Source organism: Pacificibacter maritimus (assembly GCF_003814915.1).
Classification (GTDB): domain Bacteria; phylum Pseudomonadota; class Alphaproteobacteria; order Rhodobacterales; family Rhodobacteraceae; genus Celeribacter; species Celeribacter maritimus.
In genome coordinates, this window is sequence record NZ_RKQK01000001.1 from 369,417 (window position 1) to 390,978 (window position 21,562).

The 21,562-nt window shown below is 51.1% G+C and carries 25 protein-coding genes and 1 tRNA gene; 10 read left to right on the plus strand and 16 right to left on the minus strand.

Annotated elements, in window-relative coordinates:
* The first annotated feature begins 23 nt into the window (after nt 1-23).
* From EDD53_RS01655 to EDD53_RS01665, 3 genes are read left to right on the plus strand one after another with little or no spacing between them, the layout of a single operon-like run.
* On the plus strand, nt 24-758 hold the full coding sequence (locus EDD53_RS01655) for a heme ABC transporter permease (protein WP_123791461.1): 735 nt from the start codon (nt 24-26) through the stop codon (nt 756-758).
* Nucleotides 758-913 (plus strand): heme exporter protein CcmD, encoded by a 156-nt coding sequence (gene ccmD, locus EDD53_RS01660; RefSeq protein WP_342772280.1) that lies wholly within the window; start codon nt 758-760, stop codon nt 911-913. The genes EDD53_RS01655 and ccmD overlap by 1 nt, the downstream gene beginning before the upstream one ends.
* On the plus strand, nt 906-1,451 hold the full coding sequence (locus tag EDD53_RS01665) for a DsbE family thiol:disulfide interchange protein (protein ID WP_123791463.1): 546 nt from the start codon (nt 906-908) through the stop codon (nt 1,449-1,451). Before ccmD ends, EDD53_RS01665 begins: the two co-directional genes overlap by 8 nt.
* Nucleotides 1,452-1,544: 93 nt before the next feature.
* On the opposite strand, the gene EDD53_RS01670 is transcribed toward EDD53_RS01665, so the two are convergent.
* Nucleotides 1,545-2,822 (minus strand): O-acetylhomoserine aminocarboxypropyltransferase/cysteine synthase family protein, encoded by a 1,278-nt coding sequence (locus tag EDD53_RS01670; RefSeq protein WP_123791464.1) that lies wholly within the window; start codon nt 2,820-2,822, stop codon nt 1,545-1,547.
* Nucleotides 2,823-3,083: 261 nt separating this feature from the next.
* On the opposite strand from EDD53_RS01670, the gene EDD53_RS01675 reads away from it, so the two are divergent.
* The 3 genes from EDD53_RS01675 to arsH are packed head-to-tail and all read left to right on the plus strand — an operon-like array spanning nt 3,084 to nt 4,549.
* A complete protein-coding gene (locus EDD53_RS01675; RefSeq protein WP_123791465.1) occupies nt 3,084-3,437 on the plus strand; it encodes an ArsR/SmtB family transcription factor in 354 nt (117 codons plus the stop codon).
* A 12-nt stretch (nt 3,438-3,449) separates the two neighbouring features.
* On the plus strand, nt 3,450-3,824 hold the full coding sequence (arsC, locus tag EDD53_RS01680) for an arsenate reductase (glutaredoxin) (RefSeq protein ID WP_123791466.1): 375 nt from the start codon (nt 3,450-3,452) through the stop codon (nt 3,822-3,824).
* The gene (gene arsH, locus EDD53_RS01685) at nt 3,821-4,549 is read left to right on the plus strand and encodes an arsenical resistance protein ArsH (protein ID WP_123791467.1); all 729 of its coding nucleotides are present in this window, start codon (nt 3,821-3,823) and stop codon (nt 4,547-4,549) included. The genes arsC and arsH overlap by 4 nt, the downstream gene beginning before the upstream one ends.
* On the opposite strand, the gene EDD53_RS01690 is transcribed toward arsH, so the two are convergent.
* Complete coding sequence (locus EDD53_RS01690; RefSeq protein ID WP_123791468.1) at nt 4,512-5,249, minus strand: helix-turn-helix transcriptional regulator; 738 nt, start codon at nt 5,247-5,249, stop codon at nt 4,512-4,514. The two genes, arsH and EDD53_RS01690, sit on opposite strands and share 38 nt — an antisense overlap.
* Before the next feature lie 92 nt (nt 5,250-5,341).
* Here EDD53_RS01690 and EDD53_RS01695 point away from each other — a divergent pair, with 92 nt between their 5' ends.
* Nucleotides 5,342-5,968: a glutathione S-transferase family protein gene (locus EDD53_RS01695; protein ID WP_123791469.1), complete on the plus strand. Its 627-nt coding sequence runs from the start codon at nt 5,342-5,344 to the stop codon at nt 5,966-5,968.
* Between the two features lie 89 nt (nt 5,969-6,057).
* Here the strand turns inward: EDD53_RS01695 and EDD53_RS01700 are convergent, their stop codons facing one another.
* The gene (locus tag EDD53_RS01700; protein ID WP_170162656.1) at nt 6,058-6,849 is read right to left on the minus strand and encodes a response regulator; all 792 of its coding nucleotides are present in this window, start codon (nt 6,847-6,849) and stop codon (nt 6,058-6,060) included.
* 132 nt (nt 6,850-6,981) lie between these two features.
* On the opposite strand from EDD53_RS01700, the gene EDD53_RS01705 reads away from it, so the two are divergent.
* Complete coding sequence (locus tag EDD53_RS01705; RefSeq protein ID WP_123791471.1) at nt 6,982-7,209, plus strand: hypothetical protein; 228 nt, start codon at nt 6,982-6,984, stop codon at nt 7,207-7,209.
* A 69-nt stretch (nt 7,210-7,278) separates the two neighbouring features.
* Here EDD53_RS01705 and rpiB read toward each other — a convergent pair whose 3' ends face one another.
* The 3 genes from rpiB to acnA all read right to left on the minus strand — a co-directional run bounded on the left by rpiB (nt 7,279) and on the right by acnA (nt 11,139).
* Complete coding sequence (rpiB, locus tag EDD53_RS01710) at nt 7,279-7,719, minus strand: ribose 5-phosphate isomerase B (RefSeq protein WP_123791472.1); 441 nt, start codon at nt 7,717-7,719, stop codon at nt 7,279-7,281.
* A 105-nt stretch (nt 7,720-7,824) separates the two neighbouring features.
* Nucleotides 7,825-8,298 (minus strand): tRNA (cytidine(34)-2'-O)-methyltransferase, encoded by a 474-nt coding sequence (locus EDD53_RS01715; RefSeq protein ID WP_123791473.1) that lies wholly within the window; start codon nt 8,296-8,298, stop codon nt 7,825-7,827.
* Nucleotides 8,299-8,451: 153 nt separating this feature from the next.
* Complete coding sequence (gene acnA / locus EDD53_RS01720) at nt 8,452-11,139, minus strand: aconitate hydratase AcnA (protein ID WP_123791474.1); 2,688 nt, start codon at nt 11,137-11,139, stop codon at nt 8,452-8,454.
* Between the two features lie 293 nt (nt 11,140-11,432).
* Here acnA and EDD53_RS01725 point away from each other — a divergent pair, with 293 nt between their 5' ends.
* Entirely contained in the window at nt 11,433-12,242 is an 810-nt protein-coding gene (locus EDD53_RS01725; protein WP_123791475.1) for a DUF1223 domain-containing protein, read from the plus strand.
* Nucleotides 12,243-12,280: 38 nt separating this feature from the next.
* Here EDD53_RS01725 and EDD53_RS01730 read toward each other — a convergent pair whose 3' ends face one another.
* The 9 genes from EDD53_RS01730 to EDD53_RS01770 all read right to left on the minus strand — a co-directional run bounded on the left by EDD53_RS01730 (nt 12,281) and on the right by EDD53_RS01770 (nt 20,555).
* Complete coding sequence (locus EDD53_RS01730; RefSeq protein ID WP_123791476.1) at nt 12,281-13,192, minus strand: lysophospholipid acyltransferase family protein; 912 nt, start codon at nt 13,190-13,192, stop codon at nt 12,281-12,283.
* 43 nt (nt 13,193-13,235) lie between these two features.
* On the minus strand, nt 13,236-14,108 hold the full coding sequence (locus tag EDD53_RS01735) for a DMT family transporter (RefSeq protein ID WP_123791477.1): 873 nt from the start codon (nt 14,106-14,108) through the stop codon (nt 13,236-13,238).
* A gap of 65 nt (nt 14,109-14,173) precedes the next feature.
* Nucleotides 14,174-15,292 (minus strand): flagellar motor switch protein FliG, encoded by a 1,119-nt coding sequence (locus EDD53_RS01740; protein WP_246002139.1) that lies wholly within the window; start codon nt 15,290-15,292, stop codon nt 14,174-14,176.
* A gap of 160 nt (nt 15,293-15,452) precedes the next feature.
* Complete coding sequence (gene purB, locus EDD53_RS01745; protein WP_123791478.1) at nt 15,453-16,754, minus strand: adenylosuccinate lyase; 1,302 nt, start codon at nt 16,752-16,754, stop codon at nt 15,453-15,455.
* 98 nt (nt 16,755-16,852) lie between these two features.
* A complete protein-coding gene (locus EDD53_RS01750; RefSeq protein WP_123791479.1) occupies nt 16,853-17,368 on the minus strand; it encodes a hypothetical protein in 516 nt (171 codons plus the stop codon).
* A 10-nt stretch (nt 17,369-17,378) separates the two neighbouring features.
* On the minus strand, nt 17,379-17,972 hold the full coding sequence (locus EDD53_RS01755) for a hypothetical protein (RefSeq protein WP_123791480.1): 594 nt from the start codon (nt 17,970-17,972) through the stop codon (nt 17,379-17,381).
* Nucleotides 17,973-18,153: 181 nt separating this feature from the next.
* A complete protein-coding gene (gene glnA, locus EDD53_RS01760; protein ID WP_123791481.1) occupies nt 18,154-19,560 on the minus strand; it encodes a type I glutamate--ammonia ligase in 1,407 nt (468 codons plus the stop codon).
* A gap of 65 nt (nt 19,561-19,625) precedes the next feature.
* Entirely contained in the window at nt 19,626-19,964 is a 339-nt protein-coding gene (locus EDD53_RS01765) for a P-II family nitrogen regulator (RefSeq protein WP_123791482.1), read from the minus strand.
* 243 nt (nt 19,965-20,207) lie between these two features.
* Entirely contained in the window at nt 20,208-20,555 is a 348-nt protein-coding gene (locus EDD53_RS01770; RefSeq protein WP_123791483.1) for a Hint domain-containing protein, read from the minus strand.
* A gap of 183 nt (nt 20,556-20,738) precedes the next feature.
* On the opposite strand from EDD53_RS01770, the gene EDD53_RS01775 reads away from it, so the two are divergent.
* Nucleotides 20,739-20,822: transfer RNA gene (locus EDD53_RS01775), tRNA-Leu, on the plus strand.
* A gap of 153 nt (nt 20,823-20,975) precedes the next feature.
* Here the strand turns inward: EDD53_RS01775 and EDD53_RS01780 are convergent.
* Nucleotides 20,976-21,422 carry a hypothetical protein gene (locus EDD53_RS01780; protein WP_123791484.1) on the minus strand — a complete coding sequence of 149 codons (447 nt, stop codon included), beginning with the start codon at nt 21,420-21,422 and terminating at the stop codon, nt 20,976-20,978.
* Between the last annotated feature and the right edge of the window lie 140 nt (nt 21,423-21,562).

The window sequence follows — 21,562 nt, forward strand, 5'->3', positions numbered from 1 at the left end:
AGCGCGACATCAGGAGCAATCACATGGCATCACTTTGGGAATGGGCAAACCCGCACAAGTTCATGACTTGGACGGCAAAAGCATTGCCGATCATTTCTATCGCGGCCGCGGTTGTGACCGTGATCGGATTGATCTGGGGCTTTTTCTTCACGCCTGATGATTACCGCCAAGGGGCGACAATCAAAATTTTCTACATTCATGTGCCGACTGCGATGATCGCGATCAATGCTTGGCTGATGATGCTGATCGCCTCCTTGATCTGGTTGATACGCCGTCACCATGTGTCCGTTCTCGCAGCCAAAGCCGCGGCCCCCGTGGGCCTGATCATGACGCTGATTGCTTTGGCCACTGGTGCGATTTGGGGCAAACCTATGTGGGGCACTTATTGGGAATGGGATCCTCGCCTTACATCGTTTTTGATCTTATTCTTGTTTTATCTCGGCTATCTCGCCTTATGGGAAGCCATAGAAGACCCTGACACAGCTGCGGATCTCACATCCGTTTTATGCCTTGTTGGTTCCGTCTTTGCGCTTTTATCGCGCTATGCGGTGAACTTTTGGAACCAAGGTCTGCATCAAGGCGCGTCTTTGTCACTGGATAAGCAAGAAAACGTGGCGGATGTCTTTTGGTATCCTGCTTTGGTCGCCCTTTTCGGATTTGTCTTGATGTTTGTCGCCTTGGTATTGCTGCGCACGCGCACAGAAATTCGCAAGCGTCGGGTACATGCCATTGAACTGCGCGAAAGGGTGCAAGGATAATGCCAGATTTGGGAAAATACGCGAGCGATGTTTTGGCTGCCTACGGGATAACGGCAGCATTGTTATTGGGCTTGATTGCCCTATCTGTAGTCCAATCTAGCCGCGTCAAAAAACGCCTGAAAGCTGCTGAGGAGCGTCGTAAATCTGATGGCTAAATTTTCTCCGTTGATGGCTGTGCCGCCACTGGTGTTTGCAGGTCTCGCAGGCTTGTTCTTGTTTGGTATGGGCCGTGATGCGCCCAATGAATTGCCCTCGACCTTTGTTGGTTCCCAAGCCCCTGCTTTGGATGTGGTCGCCCTTGAAGGCTACGACAGCTTTGACAGTGCGACTTTGCAAGACGGTGAAGTGAAGCTGGTAAATTTCTGGGCCAGCTGGTGTCCGCCTTGCCGCGCCGAGCATCCAAACCTGATGAAATTCGCGGCCGAAGGGCTGCCCGTTTACGGCGTGACCATTCGCGATCCGCATGATCAATCGATCCGTTTTTTGCAAGATTACGGCAATCCGTTTACAGGCATTGTCGCCGATACAACGATGCGCCAAGCGATCAACTGGGGCGTTTCCGCGCCGCCTGAAACCTTTATCATCAACGGTGATGGTGAAGTTCTGTATCGTTTTACAGGCCCGCTTGTTGGCAGTGATTTAGAGCAGCGTTTTTTGCCCGAATTGGCAAAAGCAAGGGCTTTGCAAGATTAAAATTCTTATGGGTCGCTCAAAGAAAAACCCGCCATAACAGGCGGGTTTTCGTGTTTTCGCGCTTCACTCCATACCTTCGAAAGGGATGATAACCTATTGAATTGCTTGATCTAGGTCGGCGATAATATCTGCCACATCTTCGATACCTATAGACAGACGTAGCACATTTGGCGATGCGCCAGCTTTCACTTGCTCTGCTTCAGATAATTGGCGGTGGGTTGTTGATGCTGGGTGGATCACAAGGCTGCGTGTGTCGCCTAAGTTAGCCACATGGCTGAACAATTCCATTTTATCGACAGTGGCAACGCAGGCGTCATAGCCGCCTTTGAGCGCCACCGTGAAGAGCGCGCCTGCGCCTTTCGGACAGATGCGTGCCATGCGATCTTTGTAAGGCGAGGAGTCCAAACCTGCGTAGGTTACGGCTTCAACGCGGTCGTCTTTTTCTAGCCATTCAGCCACTTTTACGGCGTTTTCAACATGGCGTTGCATGCGCAAAGAAAGGGTTTCTATCCCCATCAAAGTGTAATGCGCGCCTTGCGGGTTCATGGTCATTCCCAAATCGCGCAGGCCGATCGCGATACCGTGGAATGTGAATGCCATAGGCCCCAGAGCCGCGCCAAAACACAAGCCGTGATAGGCGGGTTCTGGTTGGCTAAGGGATGGGAATTTGTCCGAGGCCATCCAGTCAAAGTTACCAGAATCGACCACACAACCGCCTGTCACAGTGCCGTTGCCTGTCATGTATTTCGTGGTTGAATGGACCACCAAAGTCGCGCCATGTTCAATCGGGCGACACAGGTAAGGCGTAGCTGTCGTATTGTCGACGATCAAGGGAATGCCTGCGTCTTTTGCGATCTCTGACAGGGCATCCAGATCGGTAATGTAACCCCCTGGGTTGGCAATGGTTTCACAGAAAATCGCGCGTGTGTCGTCATCAATAGCCGCTTTGACTGCATCAAGATCATCGAAATCGACAAATGTGGCAGACCAGCCAAATCGTTTGAATGTCTGACTGAATTGGGTCAACGTACCGCCGTAAAGCCTTGTAGAGGCAACGATATTTGTGCCAGGCTGCATGAGCGGAAACAGCGCCATGATCTGCGCCGCGTGACCAGATGAACAGCATACTGCGCCAGCGCCCCCTTCGAGGGCTGTGATGCGGTTTTGCAACGCGCCGACGGTGGGATTGGTCAGGCGCGAATAGATGTATCCCACTTCTTCAAGGTTAAACAGTTTCGCCGCGTGATCCGCGTCGCGAAATTCATAGGCTGTTGTTTGGTAAATAGGCACTTGGCGTGCCCCTGTTGCGGGATCAGGGCCAGTCCCTGCATGCACTTGTAATGTGTCAAACCCGTGTTTGCGCTCTGTCATTGTTTTCTCCTCCAAAACAGTTGTGCACAGCCTAGGCGCGGCTCAGAACGCTGGCAACCGTTTCAACTGTTTAGGATCAAAATCATCAAGACAGGCAGGCCGATCGAAAGTTCGGTCCATGGGAGGGGGAGTTTTGCGAACAGGTTTTTCATCTGCTCAGTCTAGTCGGCAAGATTTAACAAAAGCTGACGTCTCATGCGGATTGTGGAAAAAATCTACAAATAGCTTGATCCTTTATAACTATTCTATATTTCATGAAGTATGGATTCTTCAGCAGCACTCACAGCCTTTGCCGCCCTCAGCCAGCCCCTGCGCTTGCGGGCCTTTCGTTTGTTGATCAAAGCGGGCCCCAAAGGCATGTCAGCGGGTGATATCGCCCAAGCGCTTGAGGCCAAGCCAAACACCAGTTCGCAAAACCTTGCGCATCTCGTGCATGCGGGGCTTATCACCAGCCAACGCGAGGGGCGCAGCATCATCTATTCGGCGAAAATGGAGGGGGTGAACGCCTTGCTTCGTTTCATGTTGCAAGATTGCTGTGGCGGGGATGACGCGAGCTGTAATGCCGCGATCGACGCTTTGACACCTTGCTGCGATCCTTCCCGTATTGACCTCTAAGGAACTGAAATAATGTCCATAATATATCATAACCCAAGATGCAGCACATCGCGTAAAGCCTTGGCTTTGCTGCAATCCGACGGCGCGCCTGTCGAAATCATCGAATACCTAAAAACGCCTTTGAGCCGCGCAGAGCTTGTGACGTTGATACAGGCGGCAGGTGAAACCGCGCATTCCGTTTTGCGCCGCAAACAACCCCAAGCCAAAGACATGGGATTGCTGGCGGATGACATCACCGAAGATCAAATCATTGATGCTATGGTGGATGAGCCAATTTTGATCAATCGCCCCATTGTGAGCACATCGAAAGGCACGGTGCTGTGCCGCCCCTTTGAGAATATTTTTTCGGTCTTGGAAAACCCTGTTGAGGGTGAGGGCAGCACATGACCCTAATCGCAACGGACAGTTTGCCCGCGATCGATGAGACTTTGCTCAAAGCTATTGATTGGCGCGATTATGCCAGTGCCAAAGACGACGGGCATGCGCCCAAAATATTGGTGCTTTATGGATCTTTGCGCGACAGGTCATTTTCACGTTTGGCCGCTGAAGAAGCTGCGCGTTTGCTGCGCTGGTATGGTTGCGAAGTGAAAATATTTGACCCCCGTGACCTTCCGTTGCCCGATGCCTGCGATCCCGACCACCCCAAAGTGGTTGAATTGCGCGCGCTGGCGGAATGGTCCGAAGGCATGGTTTGGTCTAGCCCCGAACGCCACGGCGCGATGACTGGTATTTTGAAATCACAAATTGATTGGATTCCTTTGTCGGTGGGCGCTGTGCGGCCGACGCAGGGCAAAACATTGGCCGTGATGCAGGTCTGTGGAGGGTCGCAAAGTTTTAACGCGGTCAACCAAATGCGCATTTTGGGACGTTGGATGCGTATGGTCACCATTCCCAATCAGTCGTCCATTGCCAAAGCTTGGTCCGAATTTGATGAGGCAGGGCGGATGAAACCGTCACCCTATCTCATGCGCATCTGCGATGTGATGGAAGAATTGGTAAAATTCACCTATATGAGCCGCAGTCGTCCCGAATTGACCGATCGCTATTCTGAACGGGTGGAAACGGCCGAAGAGCTTATGGGGCGGGTGAATTTGAAACAGGCGGCGGATTAGCGGCACGATCTTGTGGTCCACGGGATCGCAATTCACTCACATAGTCGCGTAACAAGGCGACGCGGCGGGGGCGAAAACTTTCGCCAGTGGCCGCATAGGATTGGATGCGCGTGACATGAAACATGCGAAACCCTTGGCGGGTTTTGCACCAAGCAAGCAGCATGACCGCGAAATCATGATAGGATATCGCAAGCGGATAGATACGCCGATCCGTGATATTTTCGGCTTTGTCTTTATAGGTTATGTCCAGCGCTTCTTCGGCCCAGATGGCTTCGCGTAGAAAATTCATGTCTATGCTTGGCGTGTCAGGTTTGGTGAAACGATTGACCAAATTCACCGCATGGGCGGCTTGGCGTTGTTGGCGTTCGGGTAGGGTGGCTAGAATTTTCGTCAATGCATCCGTCGCGGCCGCAGCCAAGGCATTGTCCCCTCTTTGACTGACATCGGACAGCCCCAAGGTGAGCGCTTCTATTTCGATCTGTGTAAAGGTTTGCGGGGGCAGGGCGATGTCTTCGATCATGGTATAGCCAAGTCCCGCTTCGCCCTCGATGCGCGCGCCAGCGCTGCGCAGACTGTCGATGTCACGATAGATCGTGCGTTCAGAAACCTCCATAGCCGCGGCCAAACGTGCGGCTGTGACAGGCGGGGTCAATCCGCGGATTAGGTGTATAAGTCTGAAAAGTCGATCTGATTTGGCCATGGTATTACTTCGCAAAACCTACTGACACATATTGTCAGGATGACAGTGGCATAGAGAGCTCATCGATGAAAGAGAATTCGAAAGGACTTACAATGCCCACACTTTACTACAGCCCGCTTTCACGTGCCTCACGCGTTATTTCCCAGCTTTTGATGATTGGAAAATTGGATCAGGTCAAAGTCGTCACTGTTGATATTATCAGAGGCGATGGGTCAGGACGCAAAGATCCGAACAATCCACATCCTGAAGGAAAAGTTCCGTTTTTGATCACAGATGAAGGTGAAACAATCCGCGAAAGTAGTGCCATCATGATGTATCTCGATGAGTTTTTTGGCAGTCCTTTGGGCATCAAACAGGGGGAAAAGGGCCGCGGCGCGTTTTTGTCTTGGATGGCCTATTCCGGTGGCGTTTTGGAACCCGCGATGGTCACCCATTTTGCTGAGATCAATCATCCGATGGTGAAAAGTACTTTTCGCAGCATGGCGGAAGTCGGCGAAACTTTGAATGCTACACTAAGTAAGCAACCCTATTTGGTTGGTGATAAATTGACGATCGCCGATATGATACTGGCTTCAGCTTTTTTATGGGCTCCCAATTTGGCACCAGATTTTGAAGCTATTAAAGCTTGGTTACACCGCGTGACTACGGCGCAAGCAGGTCTTGAGCTCGAAGCTTATGAAGCCAAAGCATTGGAAAGCTTGGCCGAACGCGCGGGATAAACAGCCAGACCAATTCAGAGATTTTAGTGTACTGGCTGTGATTGGCGATTTAGCCCTGCGCCACAGGCGTGGTGCGGGGCCTTTTTAGATCAATTGTAAGGATCACTCGGTCGTGGGTGTAAGAATGAGGGTCTCGTTGGGCCTGTCTTTTTTCTATATCTGTGCGTCAAAGGGACGACTTTGGCATTTTGCAGGGCTTTTACTTTACGGTCGTGATGGTCAATATCATCGATAAAGTCGAAGAGGCGCCCACATGTGTTTTCAATGCACTCGATGGTCTTATCGAATGCTTCGTCATCTTTCTTCACTGCGCTGAGATGGCGAATGTGCCGCAACATATTGTATAATAGGGGATTAAATTCTTGAGCGCATTGTGTGGTAAAGGCCTCCAACACCGATTCGATATCCGCGCGAATGGCGTTTTCGGCCAATAGGTTTTTGTGCAAAGATGCTTTTTGCAAGGCGTTAATCGTGGCGCGCCGGACGGATTCTAAGGAAATATCATCCTTTGAAATAAAGTCACGACAGCCATTGCGCATGGAATTTATGACGACGTCAGTGTCGGAATCGCCTGTAACCATGACCATCCCTGCATAGCGATTTTTCGGATCAAACTGGATGATCTTCATGGCTTGCAAGCCATTGCCATCGGGCATGTGAAAATCAAGAAAGACCAAGTCAAACTTGTTGTGGCGCAGAGCGGCGCTCATGTCTTTTAGGGTTTCGGCCTCACATATTGTGACGCTAAAATCCAAATTATTGCAGATGCGGCGCAGGCAGGCACGATCAAGCCGTTGATCGTCTACGATAAGTATATTTGCATGCCGCGGGATATCGATCTTTGGCTGTGTTTCTTCGCCATCTGTGTCGTGAACCCGCATGGTCATCTGCTCCTACCTTGTTTGAGCTGATAAAATCACAAGCCTATGAAAAAACGATCAAGATATACGTGGTGACTTAATTTAAATTGTTTGGATCAGTCCAAAGGCGGCATTCCTATACGGACGGTTCCTATGACAGAACGGGCCAAGGATTTTACCGTGAATCTATCGCATTTGGACACAGTTGGGGATGGACCCGTCGGGGATGCAGAATTTGCGGCCTACCGCATAGAAAAACAAGCGCGCGGGGAATTCATTCCCCTAAACGCTCCCGCAAGTCCCGCTGTCCCGCAAGTCCCGCTGTGCAAGCCGCTGTGTTTGAGGTCAGTCTTAACCTGCATCCCAAGGATGACAGTGTAAGGTAATCACTTAAAAACCCCGCACTTCAAATGCGAGGCTTTCAATATGTTGCATATAAAGAGGTGCAGCCTAGGCTTCGATCATATCCACGCGGGTTGCGTGACGGCCGCCTTCGAATTCGGCGGAGAGGTAAGCGTCCACAATATCAAGAGCCAGACCTTCGCCGATCACACGCGTGCCCAAAGACAGCATATTGGCGTCATTGTGTTGACGGATCATGCGGGCAGAAAATGTATCGTGGCAGACACCGCAACGGATGCCTTTGACCTTATTGGCCGCCATCATGATACCTTGGCCCGTTCCACAAATGATAATGCCGATCTGACAATCGCCTGAGGCCACGCGCTCTGCTGCGGCTTGGCCGTGATAGGGATAATGGGTGCTTTCTGTCGTGGTGGGACCGATATCTACAGCTTCATATCCCCGTTCGGTGATATGGGCTTTGATGGCGGCACGCAGATCAAGAGCGGAATGATCGCTGGACAAAACGACACGAATTTTATCAGTCATGAGAGTGGCTTTCTGGTGTTAAGGGGCCAATTAACAATAGTGTGTCGTGATCTACGTTATCTTTGCGCCTGAAACAATGTTTTGTCAGGCCCATCTGTACAGGGCTTACCCTTCAAGTTGAGGGCGCAGCGCTTGGTAAATTACAGCCGTGGCTGTATTGGCAAGATTGAGCGATCTCACAACTTTGTTGCGCATGGGCAGATTGAAAATACGATCAGGAACGTCCTTCAAGATATCGTCGGGCAAGCCTTTGGATTCGCAGCCAAAAATCAAATACCCATTGGGGTCATACTCTGGTTCGTAGAATGTGCCTGCGCCATGTTCTTCGAAATAATACATGGCCTCGCGCGGCGGTTGACGGTCGTCTAGAAAACTTTGCCAGTCGTCATATTCTGTCAGTTGCACATGTTGCCAATAGGTCGTGCCAGATCTGCGCACGGCTTTTTCGTCTAGCGAAAACCCCAAAGGTTTGATCAAAATCAACTCAAGTCCTAAGGCCACGCAAGTGCGTCCGATTGCGCCTGTGTTATAAGGAATTTCAGGCGTCACTAAAACGATTTTCATTTGCGGGTCGGACATGGATGAGGCCTTTCAAATGGTCACTGCCTGTGCAAGCAGCTGCGGGGTCGATCTACGGGATTGCAGCCTAGGTGGCAATGGCAGGAGCAGCAGGCCCCAAACAAAAAGGCCCCGCCGTGCAGCAGGGCCTTTCCTAAACGCAACGCGCGAGGGTTAAGATTTCGCGAGGTTGCGCAGCACATAGTGCAAAACGCCACCGTTTTCGATGTACTCAATCTCGGGCGCTGTATCGATACGGCATTTCACTGTGATATCTTTGGTCTTACCGTCTGCGTAGGTAATTTTCGCAGTCAGCTCTTGCAGCGGAGAAACGCTATCAAGGCCAAGGATTGTCACAGTCTCATCGCCCGTGAGCCCCAGAGATTTACGCGTGTCGCCCCCCGTAAATTCGAAAGGAATAACCCCCATACCCACAAGGTTCGAGCGGTGAATGCGCTCAAAGCTTTGCGCTATAACCGCTTTCACACCCAGCAAAGCCGTGCCTTTAGCAGCCCAGTCACGTGAAGATCCGGCGCCATATTGTTCGCCAGCAATGACAACCAATGGTGTGCCAGAGGCTTGGTATGCCATTGACGCGTCATAGATGGACGCCTGTGCGCCATCTGGATCTTTTGTGTATCCGCCTTCAACACCATCCAGCATTTCATTCTTGATACGGATATTGGCGAAAGTGCCGCGCATCATGATTTCGTGGTTGCCACGGCGCGAGCCGTATGAGTTGAATTCGCGCACGGGAACGTCATGGTCTAGCAAGAAACGACCCGCAGGTGTGGATTGTGCAAAACTGCCCGCAGGGGAAATGTGGTCAGTTGTGACCATATCGCCCAAGATGGCCAAAATTTTCGCGCCTTCAACGTTTTGGATCGTGCCTTTTTTCGGTGCCATGCCTTGGAAGTAAGGCGGGTTTTGAATGTAGGTGGACTCTGGCGGCCAATCGTATGTTTCGCCACCTGACACTTCAACAGCCTGCCATCTTTCGTCGCCTTTAAAGACGTCGGCGTATTTTTTCAAAAAGGCTTCTCTTGTCACTGTTTGTTCAACAAGATCAGCAATTTCTTCGTTGGTTGGCCAAATATCTTTCAGGTAAACATCATTGCCGTCTTTATCCGTGCCCAAAGGCTCAGTCGTCAGGTCGATGTTCATGTCACCAGCCAAAGCATAGGCCACCACGAGGGGCGGGGAGGCAAGGTAATTGGCTCGCACATCAGGGCTGATGCGCCCCTCAAAGTTGCGGTTGCCCGACAAAACAGCCGTCGCGACAAGATCGCCTTCGGCAATGGCGTCAGAAATTTCGGGCTGGATCGGACCAGAATTCCCGATACATGTGGTACAGCCGTAGCCCACAAGGTTGAAACCGATTGCATCCAGATCCTCTTGCAGACCTGCGGCTTCCAAATATTCCGTCACAACCTGCGATCCAGGCGCCAATGATGTTTTCACCCAAGGCTTTCGGTCCAGACCCAAAGCGCGCGCTTTGCGGGCCACAAGACCAGCGCCGATCATCACGTAAGGGTTTGATGTATTTGTACAAGATGTGATGGAGGCGATGACAACCTTGCCTGATGACATTGTGTAATCTTCGCCTTTGACAGCGATTTCTTTGCCTTGCTCACGCTTGAATGTATCTTGCATCTCACCCGAAAATGCCGCCTTAGCAGCAGTCAAAGCAACGTAATCTTGGGGGCGTTTTGGGCCTGAAATTGCAGGAACAATGTCGCCCATATCCAGTTCAAGAGTGGATGAATAGACAGGGGCGTAATCCGCGTCACGCCAGAAACCGTTTTCTTTGGCATAGGCTTCAACCAAGTCGCAACGATCTTCGTCGCGCCCTGTTTGTTTCATGTAACGGATTGTTTCAGAATCGATCGGAAAGAAACCACATGTCGCGCCGTATTCTGGGGCCATATTGGCAATTGTCGCACGATCCGCCAGTGGCAATTTATCGAGACCTTCGCCGTAGAATTCAACGAATTTGCCAACAACGCCGTGGGCGCGCAGCATTTCAACAACCTTTAACACAAGATCAGTGGCTGTTGTGCCTTCGACCATTGCGCCTGTCAGTTTGAAACCCACAACTTCAGGGATCAGCATGGAAATCGGCTGGCCAAGCATTGCAGCTTCGGCTTCGATACCGCCCACGCCCCAACCAAGAACAGCCAGACCGTTGACCATAGTTGTGTGTGAATCTGTACCAACAAGCGTATCAGGGTAGGCCACTTCTTCGCCGTTTTGGTCTGTGTCCGACCAAACCGCCTGCGCGAGGTATTCTAGGTTTACTTGGTGGCAGATCCCTGTGCCCGGTGGCACAACGCGGAAGTTTTCAAAGGCTGTTTGGCCCCATTTTAGAAACTGGTAGCGTTCCATATTGCGTTCGTATTCGCGGTCCACATTCATTTGAAACGCACGTGGGTTGCCAAATTCGTCGATCATCACCGAGTGGTCGATCACAAGATCAACGGGCACCAGCGGGTTAATCTTTTTCGCGTCACCGCCCAAAGATTTGATACCGTCGCGCATGGCAGCCAAGTCAACAACGGCTGGAACGCCGGTGAAATCCTGCATCAAAACGCGTGCGGGGCGGTAAGCGATTTCGCGGGGGTTTTTGCCGCCTTTGTCAGCCCATTCAGAAAAGGCTTTGATGTCATCCGTGGAAACAGAAAATCCGCCATCTTCAAAACGCAGAATGTTTTCAAGCACAACTTTCAGCGCTGCTGGCAATTTGGTGAAATCACCAAGGCCTGCGTCTGTGGCGGCTTGAATGGAATAATAGGCGATTTTTTTGCCGTTCACATCGAGGGTGCGGCGGGTTTTAGCAGTGTCTTGTCCGACAACAACTGTCATGGAGTGGCTCCTTATGTTGCATGTTTAGGATCTTGCTGACTTGGTTTTGACCCATCCTCTCAGTCCAATCAAGGGGCATTTACAGGTTTTGGTATGCCATTGTACACAATGATCGGAATTACTATTTTTGTCAGGTTTTCAAGCCTTTGATATATATGACATGGGGTATGCGCACCGCATTTCAATACCGTTCACGCACAACGTCAGGTTGCTGTAACGCTTTCTCGCGATTGCTTGATTGGCCAGATTAATATCTGCGCGCTATATCTATCCCAACCAAATATGGAGCTTTCATGAACCACGGCTTGATCTTAGGCAAACCTATCTCCTTCGGGGCCTCTTTGCGCGCAATCGCGATTGGGGTTGCTTGTGTTATGTCCTTCGTGGTCGCCCAAAAGACCGTCGCGCAAGACATCACGATTCCGCAGGTGCAATCTGAAATGCCCGCGGGGCAGTCGCACCCTGTTGTCGTGGAATTGTTTACATCGCAAGGCTGTTCATCTTGTCCGCCCGCAGATGCGTTGATTGCTGAAATCGCCAATCGTGATGATATTTTGGCACTGGCTTTGCATGTGGATTATTGGGATTACATCGGCTGGAAAGATATTTTCGCAGCCCCCGAATACACTCAGCGCCAACGCGATTATGCACGCGCCGCAGGGCACCGCACGATTTACACGCCGCAAATGGTGGTCGGTGGTGTGAATCACGTGGTCGGGTACAAGCCGATGAAACTTGCGGATCTGATTGCAGCTCAGGGTGCAAAGGCGAATGACGCGCCTGTGGGCCTGAGTGCTGCCCGTGACGGGGGGGCGCTAAGCATCACTTTAACCCCCAACGCGATCATACCTTCGCAGATGAAAGTGCAAGTGGTTCAATTCATGCCTTTGGAAAAAGTTTCGATCAGAAGCGGTGAAAACAAAGGCAAAACAATAGAATACGCCAATACAGTTACCTCTTGGCGTCATGTGTCAGATTGGGATGGAACGGTAAAGCAGACGGTTAATCTGACATCTTTGACCTCTGATCCTGTGGCCGTGATCGTACAAGAACATACTGACGGAGCGCCTGGAAAGATCGTCGCGGCTTTGCGCATCGATTGATATTGGGCTGCCCCGCTTTGGGGCGCAAACCCGTGGGATCACTTTTCCTGATCTGCGGCTTGGGTTTCAGCTTTCCAGCGGCGGTGGACCCAAAAATACTGATCCATATGAGCACGTATTTGGCGCTCTAAAGAATCGTTTAAAGCTTGGGTCATATCTAGGGCATTCGTATGTGCGATCGGGGGCTCGACGACCAACTCGTAATGCCCGTAATCATCAAGTCTTATGCCATAGACTGGCACCAAAGCCAGATTATGCTTCAACGCTAAATCGGCAGCCGATGTCGCGGTCGCAGCACGTTTTCCAAAAAACTGTAAATGTGGTGCCCCATACCTGTGCACATCAATCAACATCCCCAACATGCCCCCAGACTTCAAGAAACGCACCATTTGAACCAAGCTTTTGCGGTCTTTGGTGGGAATGATAGGTGTTGAGATCGCGCCAATTGTTTTTCGGTAATAGGGGTCGAAAAATGGATTGGTGAAGGGCTTGTACAATGCGCCGACATTAAAACCACGTTCCGACAAAACAGCGCGTGGCACATCATAATTGCCAAAATGCCCCGATACCAAAATAACCCCTTGGCCGGCATTCATCGCGGCCTCAAGCGCGTCCATACCGCCGCCAGTGATTTTGGCCTGTTTGGCGCGGGCCTTGAATGCGGGACCAGAATAGACTTCGGCCAAGGTTTTGCCTGCACTCTCAGGCACGCGGCGCATCAGGCGTTGGACTTCAGATTTTGGTAAATCGGGGCAGACCAATTCCAAATTATCTTTGACCCGCTGACCGTAACCCGCAAGGGGCGATAGGATGCGTGCGGTAAAAAAGCCAATAAGTTTCAAACGAATGTGAAAGGGCAATACCTTCATCGACCCTAAAAGCGCTTTTAGAACAAGGCTTTGCAAATAGTCTGACAGGCTTCCTGTGATGGCGCCACGTTTGATTTGCATATTTAGCCCTATGTTTATGGTCGTGCTGCGATCACACCCGTTTTCAGGCGGTGCGGCGCGTTTCTCGATGCCAAACATAAAGACCCGCAGCCACGATCACAAGCGCGCCGATACAGGTCCACAGATCAGGCCATTGATCAAAGAATATGACGCCCCAAAGCGTGGCCGTGATCAACCCAGCATAGGTGAAAGGCGCGACAACTGACGCAGGCGCAGTCGAATAGGCTTTGAGCATCATCAACTGTGCGCCTGTGCCGATAGACCCAACACAGAGCATCATCAAAACAGCCGTCATATCAGGGCGGACCCAATAAAAAGGCAGGACCAAGCACATCAATCCACCGCAGACCAGCCCCGTGTAAAGCTGTGGCGTGAGCGCGGATTCGGTTTTGCCAATATAGCGCGTCGTGATGGAAAAAGACGCAATGCAGAGCGCGGACCCCAAGGGCCAAAGCGAGTGTATGGAAAACACATCGGTGCCAGGGCGAATGATGATCATAGCGCCAAAAAGCGCAGCCAGAATGCCAAAAATCCGCCTTGGGCCAATGCGCTCGCCCAAAATAATGGCGGCTGCAATGGTGATGAGGATCGGGGCCAAATCCGCAACTGCTGTTGCTTCAGCCAAGCCTTGGTATTTCAAAGCGGTAAAAAAACATGCCGCGGCCCCCAATTGCATCAAAGATCGGAAAATTTGTAAGCGCAGATGCGGCGTTGCCAAATAACGCGGCGCACGGTGACGACAGATGAGTAAAATGATCAGCAACTGGCCGAAATAGCGCGCCCAAAGCACTTGGGCCAGACTGACCTGTGTGCCCAGCTGTTTGGCAAAAGCGTCCATTAAGGAAAACAAGCCAACAGAAAGCATTACAAACAGAATGCCTTGAGTGGAGGGGGACTGATAAGAAAACCATTTCATGCCATCCCTTTTATGAGCATGTCGTGGGCTTCGCTAGGTGGCTTTCTCGGATAGGGGGTGTGTGATTATTCATCACCCGTCAAAAGAAAGATTTCGCCATCAGCTTCTAATTGGCGAATCCCGCCGACGACAGCATTCATGGCTTCTTCTGCGTCCGATTCTTTGACCTTACCGACAGTTTCGATTTCTTCGCGTAGGCCATCCGCCATACGTTTCGACATATTCGTCAAAATGAATTCTGTTGATTTTGCAGCCTCGCCGGTGGCGCCAGCCAAGGCTTTGATCAACAGATCTTGCTCAACCCCGCGCACCACTTTGGCGATATCGCGGGCATCAACACGGGTTGCGATATTCGCGAAGGTAAAGATGTTTTTACGCACTTCTTCTGCGAATTCTTTATCGGTTTCATCCAATCCCTCAAGCACACCGTCGCGGGTGGCGGAGGCTGAGAAATTCAAGATAGCGCCCACACGTTCGGTCGGGGCATCTGTAAAGGCTTGTGACGGCTGGGCGTCAAGTTTGGCAGCAATTGAGATGCCGATGCGCTGCACAACGTCTGGGGCAATCGCAGAGGTCAATGAGATGGCATATGCGATGCGGCGCGCACGATCCCCTGGCAACATCGACAAAAGCTGCGCGGATTTTGCGACCTTTAGTTTTGAGAGCAACACAGCGCCAACTTCAACGCTTTCCTCAGACAAGATCGGCAAAATGCGCACGGGGTCTAGGTCTGCGATCCTTTCCCATGGGTCGCCCGTTAAGGAAAATCCAGCATTTTTGCGCAATTTCGCCGAAGTCGTGGGGGATATTGTGCCTTCCAGCACGTTCAATGCGCCTTCTAAGCCGCCTGGAAAGGACAGACCAATCTCATCGAGTTCATTTATGAATTCTTCGACGACTGCGACTAAGGTGTCTTTGCTGATATGACGCAAATCTGTCATTTGATGCGCCAATTCGACCTGCATTTCTTCGGGGAAGTTGGCCAGTGGCAGTTTCACATCTTCGGCGGCCAAAAGGCGCACGATCACGGCCGCTTTGGCTTTTTTCGACAGTTTTGCAGGCATACGGGTGACGGTTTCGGGCGCATCAAAACCACCGAAGTCGCCCAGTTTATGAGACTCGTCAAAGCTACCAAGGTCGGGCAGGTTGCCCATATCACCGAAATCTTGGGGAAGTCCGTCCACGCCTGTGCCTCATTTTCAATATCACTTGCAAAGACATTGCACGATCATTCTTAACGCAAAGCTACCAGCCCCATGAAATTGCAATAAATTGTAGAAAACTTGCAAAGAAAAGCCCCCGACACCGAATGGCGCGGGGGCTTTTAAATACGCAAGCGCTGCTTTAGCCAAAGACGCGTTTGAAAATCGTATCGACATGTTTGGTGTGGTATTCCATGTCGAATTTTTCTTTGATGCCGTCAACGCCCAAGGCCGCAACAACTTCTTCGTCTGCGAGCAATTCTTCTTGGAAATCAACGCGGTGTTCCCAAACTTTTAGAGCATTGCGTTGCACCATAGAATAGGCGTCTTCGCGTGACACTCCCGCTTGAGTGAGCGCCAAAAGCACGCGCTGAGACATGACCAATCCTGGGAATTTGTTCATGTTGTCGAGCATGTTTTGTGGGAAGATCAACATTTTGTCGATCACACCTGTCAAACGGTTCAAAGCAAAGTTCAACGTGATGGTCGCGTCTGGCGCGATTGTGCGCTCAACTGAAGAATGCGAAATATCGCGTTCGTGCCACAGGGCGACGTTTTCCATCGCAGGCACCACAGTCATGCGCACAAGACGGGCGAGACCTGTGAGGTTTTCGGTCAAGATCGGGTTTTTCTTATGCGGCATCGCAGAGGAGCCTTTTTGCCCCATCGAGAAAAACTCAGCACCTTCAAGCACTTCTGTACGCTGCATGTGGCGAATTTCGATCACGATGTTTTCCATCGAGGAAGCAATCACACCCAAAACAGCAAAGAACATCGCGTGACGATCACGCGGGATCACTTGGGTTGAAATCGGCTCAGGTGTGAGGCCGAGCTGTTCACAGACGTGCTCTTCAACGCGGGGGTCCACATTGGCAAATGTCCCGATGGCGCCAGAAATTGCGCCTGTGCCGATTTCTTCGCGCACGGATTTCAAACGCGCCAAGTTGCGGTCCATTTCAGCGTAAAAGCGCGCGAATGTCAGACCCATTGTGGTGGGTTCTGCGTGAATACCATGTGAGCGGCCAACGCGGACCGTGTCTTTGTGCTCTAGCGCGCGTTTTTTCAAAGCGGCCAACAGGTTTTCAAGATCTTTGATCAAGATGTCGGAGGCGCGCACAAGCTGCACGTTCAAACATGTGTCCAAAACGTCTGAGGATGTCATGCCTTGGTGCACGAAACGGGCCTCATCAGATCCAACGTGTTCGGCCAAATGCGTGAGAAAGGCGATGACATCGTGTTTGGTGACAGCTTCGATTTCGTCGATGCGCGCCACATCAAATTCAACGTCTTTGGCTTTCCAGACGGCGTCTGCGTTTTCTTGTGGGATCACGCCAAGTTTGGCCATCGCATCACAGGCGTGGGCTTCGATTTCGTACCAGATTTTGAATTTGGTTGCGGGTTCCCAGATGTCGACCATCTCTTTGCGGGAGTAACGGGGGATCATAGGCGTGCCCTTTATATCTGATTAGGAGTTGCCGCGTCTTTAGAACGAACGGGGCTTGGGGGCAAGAGGCACGCGTTCTAATCCCTGACATGATGCTATTAGATCAATCCAAACACGGATTTTACGATCTGGACCAGAAAATTCACAAAGTTAGCGGTCGCAAGATTGATATCCGCACTGTCCAGATTGCTGTTGGACAGAGCTATGTAAAGGAGTACCGCGACAGGCAGGGCAAGGACTTGCATCCAGACGGGGGTGCCTTTGGCCTGTTCACCCGCGCGCAGAGCGCCAAATTTCATAAAGACGCTCAAAGGCCCATGACGTAACCACCACGGCTGCCTTGCCCAGAATTCTTTTTCACCTTGCACGCGCGCAGGTTCGGCCAAGCGTTTCTTAAGCGTTTTTTGCGCGTGCAGATCTACAATTGGAGCGCTTTCAACATCCTGTAGCATGGCCCGAATGTCATTGGCGCTTTGAGTGTTTAAAACACCGCCTTGGACGGCTTTATACTGCGCTGATCGCGTTTCGCTAAGGCGGCGTGATTTCATTTCGCGGGACTTGGCGCGGTTGTTTGGGTGACGGCTATCCATCGGATGATAGGTTTTTGAAAACATCATTTAATCCTTAAAAATCAGATGAATAAGACGAAGCTGGCGCCGACATTTTGGGGGTTGAGTTTTGCAAGGTTGTGGCAAGCCCACCCAGATCCAAATAGGAAAACAGCCAATAGAGGGCGAAGACGGCGACTGTGATCAGCCTCACGCGCATCATAATGTTGCCAGCAATGTGCAGGCCTTTCCCGATGGCGCCGAGGGGCGACGCAGGGGGGGCTTTTGAGGCGCTTACCTGACTGTCGTTTTGCAGGTTCTGCTGCGCATATGGTTGTGACTGCACAACATCCTGCGCTTTCGGCGGCTCAATATTGGCCATTTCAGCGCGTCTGGCCTGTGTTTGGGCGGCTAAAAATGCAATGTGATCGCGGGTCGATAGACCTTTGGGCGCAGGGGAAGATGTTGGGGGCAAGGCTTTCTTGCGTGAAAAACCGAGCGATGTCGGTCTCTTTTTAGGTGATTTTTCAGCCGTTTTGAGTGCAAGGTGATCATCCAGCGCAGGTGCGGTCGGTGCAGCAGTGACGCCGTAAGTGCCCTTTTGTGCGCCTGCCGCATTGCGCGGATGGCGGCTGTCGAGTGGATGATATGTCTTTTTGAATAATCCCATTTCACACCTAAGTTGCACAATTTGCGACCCAAATAGGGATAAACGAGGATCAAGGCAGAAATTCGACAAGGATTTGACGCTATTGAAAAATGTCGGTGCAGGTCATTCGGGGAGGCCGCTTTGACATGAAAAAGGGCGCTCAAATGAGCGCCCAGTTTCGTAAATTCGACCAATCCAGCGATTAGCAGGAGTAGTACAATTTGTATTCCATTGGGTGTGGTGTGTGCTCGTAAGCGTACACTTCTTCCCATTTCAGGTCCATGTAGCCCTGAAGTTGGTCTTTGGTGAACACGTCGCCTTCTGTGAGGAAGTCCATGTCCGCTTCAAGAGCTTCCAAAGCTTCGCGCAAAGATCCACAAACAGTTGGGATCGCTGCCAATTCTTCAGCTGGCAAGTCGTAGAGATCTTTGTCAGATGAGGGGCCTGGATCGATCTTGTTTTTGATGCCGTCAAGGCCAGCCATCATAAGCGCTGCGAAGCACAAGTATGGGTTGGCTGCTGGATCAGGGAAACGGGCTTCAACGCGTTTCGCTTTGGGGGATTCCGCGTAAGGAATACGGATACAGCCAGAGCGGTTAGACGCAGAGTAGGCGCGCAAAACAGGAGCTTCGAAACCTGGGATCAAACGCTTGTAAGAGTTTGTTGATGGGTTTGTGATCGCGTTCAGCGCTTTCGCGTGCTTCAAGATACCGCCGATGAAGTACAAAGCTTCTTGAGACAAATCAGCGTATTTGTCGCCTGCGAACAATGGCTTACCATCTTTCCAGATGGACATGTTCACGTGCATACCAGTGCCGTTATCGCCCGCAATTGGCTTTGGCATAAATGTAGCAGATTTGCCGTAAGCCTGTGCTACGTTGTGCACAACGTATTTGTATTTCTGGATTTCGTCAGCTTGCTTTGTCAGCGTGCCGAAGATCAAGCCCAGTTCGTGCTGACATGAGGCAACCTCGTGGTGGTGCTTGTCAACTTTCATGCCCATGTTGGCCATTGTTGTCAGCATTTCACCGCGAATGTCTTGCGCGTCATCGATTGGGTTGACTGGGAAGTAACCGCCTTTGATGCCAGGACGGTGGCCAGTGTTGCCCATTTCGTATTCAGTGTCAGAGTTCCATGCACCGTCGAGCGCGTCGACTTGGTAGGATACTTTGTTCATGGAGACTTGGAAGCGCACGTCGTCGAACAAGAAGAACTCAGCTTCTGGACCAAAGAATGCCGTGTCGCCGATGCCTGTAGATTTCAGGTAAGCTTCTGCTTTTTCAGCAACAGAACGTGGGTCACGCTCGTATGGTTCACGTGTGTCTGGCTCTACAACTGAACAGTGAATGCACAGTGTTTTTTCAGCGTAGAAAGGATCGATGTAGACAGAATTCGTGTCTGGGATCAGTTTCATGTCTGATTTGTCGATTGATTTCCAACCCGCGATGGAAGAGCCGTCGAACATGAAGCCTTCTTCAAGGAAGTCTTCGTCAACTTCAGTGTGGCGCAATGTTACGTGCTGCAACTTGCCGCGTGGATCGGTGAAACGAACGTCAACGTATTGAATCTCTTCGTCTTTGATAGTCTTGATAACGTCTGCGATGCTCATCTTACATTATCCCCTTACTTTTATATCTAATTTGAAAGACATGGTCGAACCAACCATACTTTGGCTTACAGCGCGTCTTCACCAAACTCGCCAGTGCGGATCCGAATAGCCTGTTCAACAGGCAAGACGAAAATTTTCCCGTCGCCGATTTTATCTGTTTTGGCAGCGCCGACGATGGCTTCGATAGCCCCATCGACTTGGTCGTCAGACAAAACAACTTCGATCTTAACTTTGGGCAGGAAGTCTACCACGTACTCGGCGCCGCGGTACAATTCTGTGTGGCCCTTTTGACGGCCAAACCCTTTGACTTCGACAACGGAAAGGCCTTGGACACCGACATCTTGCAGTGCTTCTTTCACTTCGTCGAGCTTGAAAGGCTTAATGATCGCTTCGATCTTTTTCATGAACCTACGACTCCCTAAAATGCGTTCACACATTTCAAATCACTTCTGGTGAGGGGTCACAATCAACCAGAGGGATGGCGGTTTGTCTGCTTAAGGAATTTGCACATGTTTGATTAAAAAATGTGCGAAATGCACTAAAAACAGTCAAAATAAAAACTTATCGTGTATTTTTTGCCCGAAGTGATCCGTTTCGCCCAAATCTACGGCATATTAAGTCGCGTATTTTGCGAAAGTCACGCTGCGTCAGGCCGCAAAAGTTTTGCCTGTCTTTGAGTGGACTTGAAAGCCGTCGGCAAAGATGACTTCCGCGCTGTCAAAGATCAGCGTGAACATTTGGGGGGCAGGGGTGTCAATATTGCGCAAAGTCCGCATACCAGAACGGGTGATGATCCTGTCGCCCTGTTCCAGATACTCAACAGGCAAAGCGCCATCTGCGGTCAAAACAAGAGTGCCAAGGGCAATACCATTTTCGTAGCACGGAAGAATGTCTTCGATCTTTAGCCGGCGACGCGGCGCGCCTTGGGAGGGATTGGATGCTGGGAGCCTGTCGACCTTGCGGCCATAGCTGCGCCCATGATCATCATGCGTCATGATGCTCTCTTTTTATATGTTAAACTGCCTCGATGTGGCGATATGTTCCGCCATCTAAAGGTTAACCTATGGTATGATGTGTGATGGGCAAAGGATTAATTTTGTAAAAAATCGCACTAAAGTTCATTTTGTTGCATTTTGCGTCTGGCGCTGCCCATTTTGCTTTGCTATGAGGCAGGCAATGCGGGTGTGGCGGAATTGGTAGACGCACCAGATTTAGGTTCTGGCGCCTATGGCGTGGGGGTTCGAGTCCCTTCACCCGCACCACTTATCCCCTTAAAATCAAATAGAACACCTGCGTTACGGTCTTTTGGCCCGTTTCAAATGTGCCGCGCGTTTTACGGATAGTGCGGATCGCTTGAGGCATGGCACAATCGCACTGTGGTCGGTTGTATAGGGTTTGCCGATGAAGTCGCAGGCCTAAGCGTTGACTCGATCTCTTGCCCAGTCACGTAGCGTGATATCAACAGGGCTATCATTGTCGCCTGCGAATTGCATGTTACTGATTTTCCACCTGTCATCGCCGCGACGCAGAACAACAAATCCCGCATAGGAGTCTTCGGCCAGCTGATGCCTTTCTTTGATGTAGCGTGTCTCATAGGCCGCGCAGATGGTGTCTTTATCGGTGAACATCGCCTCAACACAGTGACGCACCATGTGCGTGAGCCGTTTTGCCTTTAGGGTGTCGATGAACATCTTGCATATGGCGCGCATTTCCGCTTCTGTCCTTGCCACTGTGTGACCCTGCGAATTCTCAAGCGTACAAGGTATGTTGCACCAGCCCAAGGTGGCCTCGAGGTCGCCTGACATCGTCGCCTCTCCTTGGCGATCAAGAAAATCCTGTGCAATACGTACTGCGTCTTCCACTGCCCGTGTTCCTGTCCCTTAAAATGATATGGTGGTCGCATTTCTGCGAGGCTGAGTTTGTCACCATAGCCTGTAATGTCAATAAATTCGGCGCCCTGACTGTCACAAAGAGTTCAGTTTCTATAAGGGCGCGCTGTTTG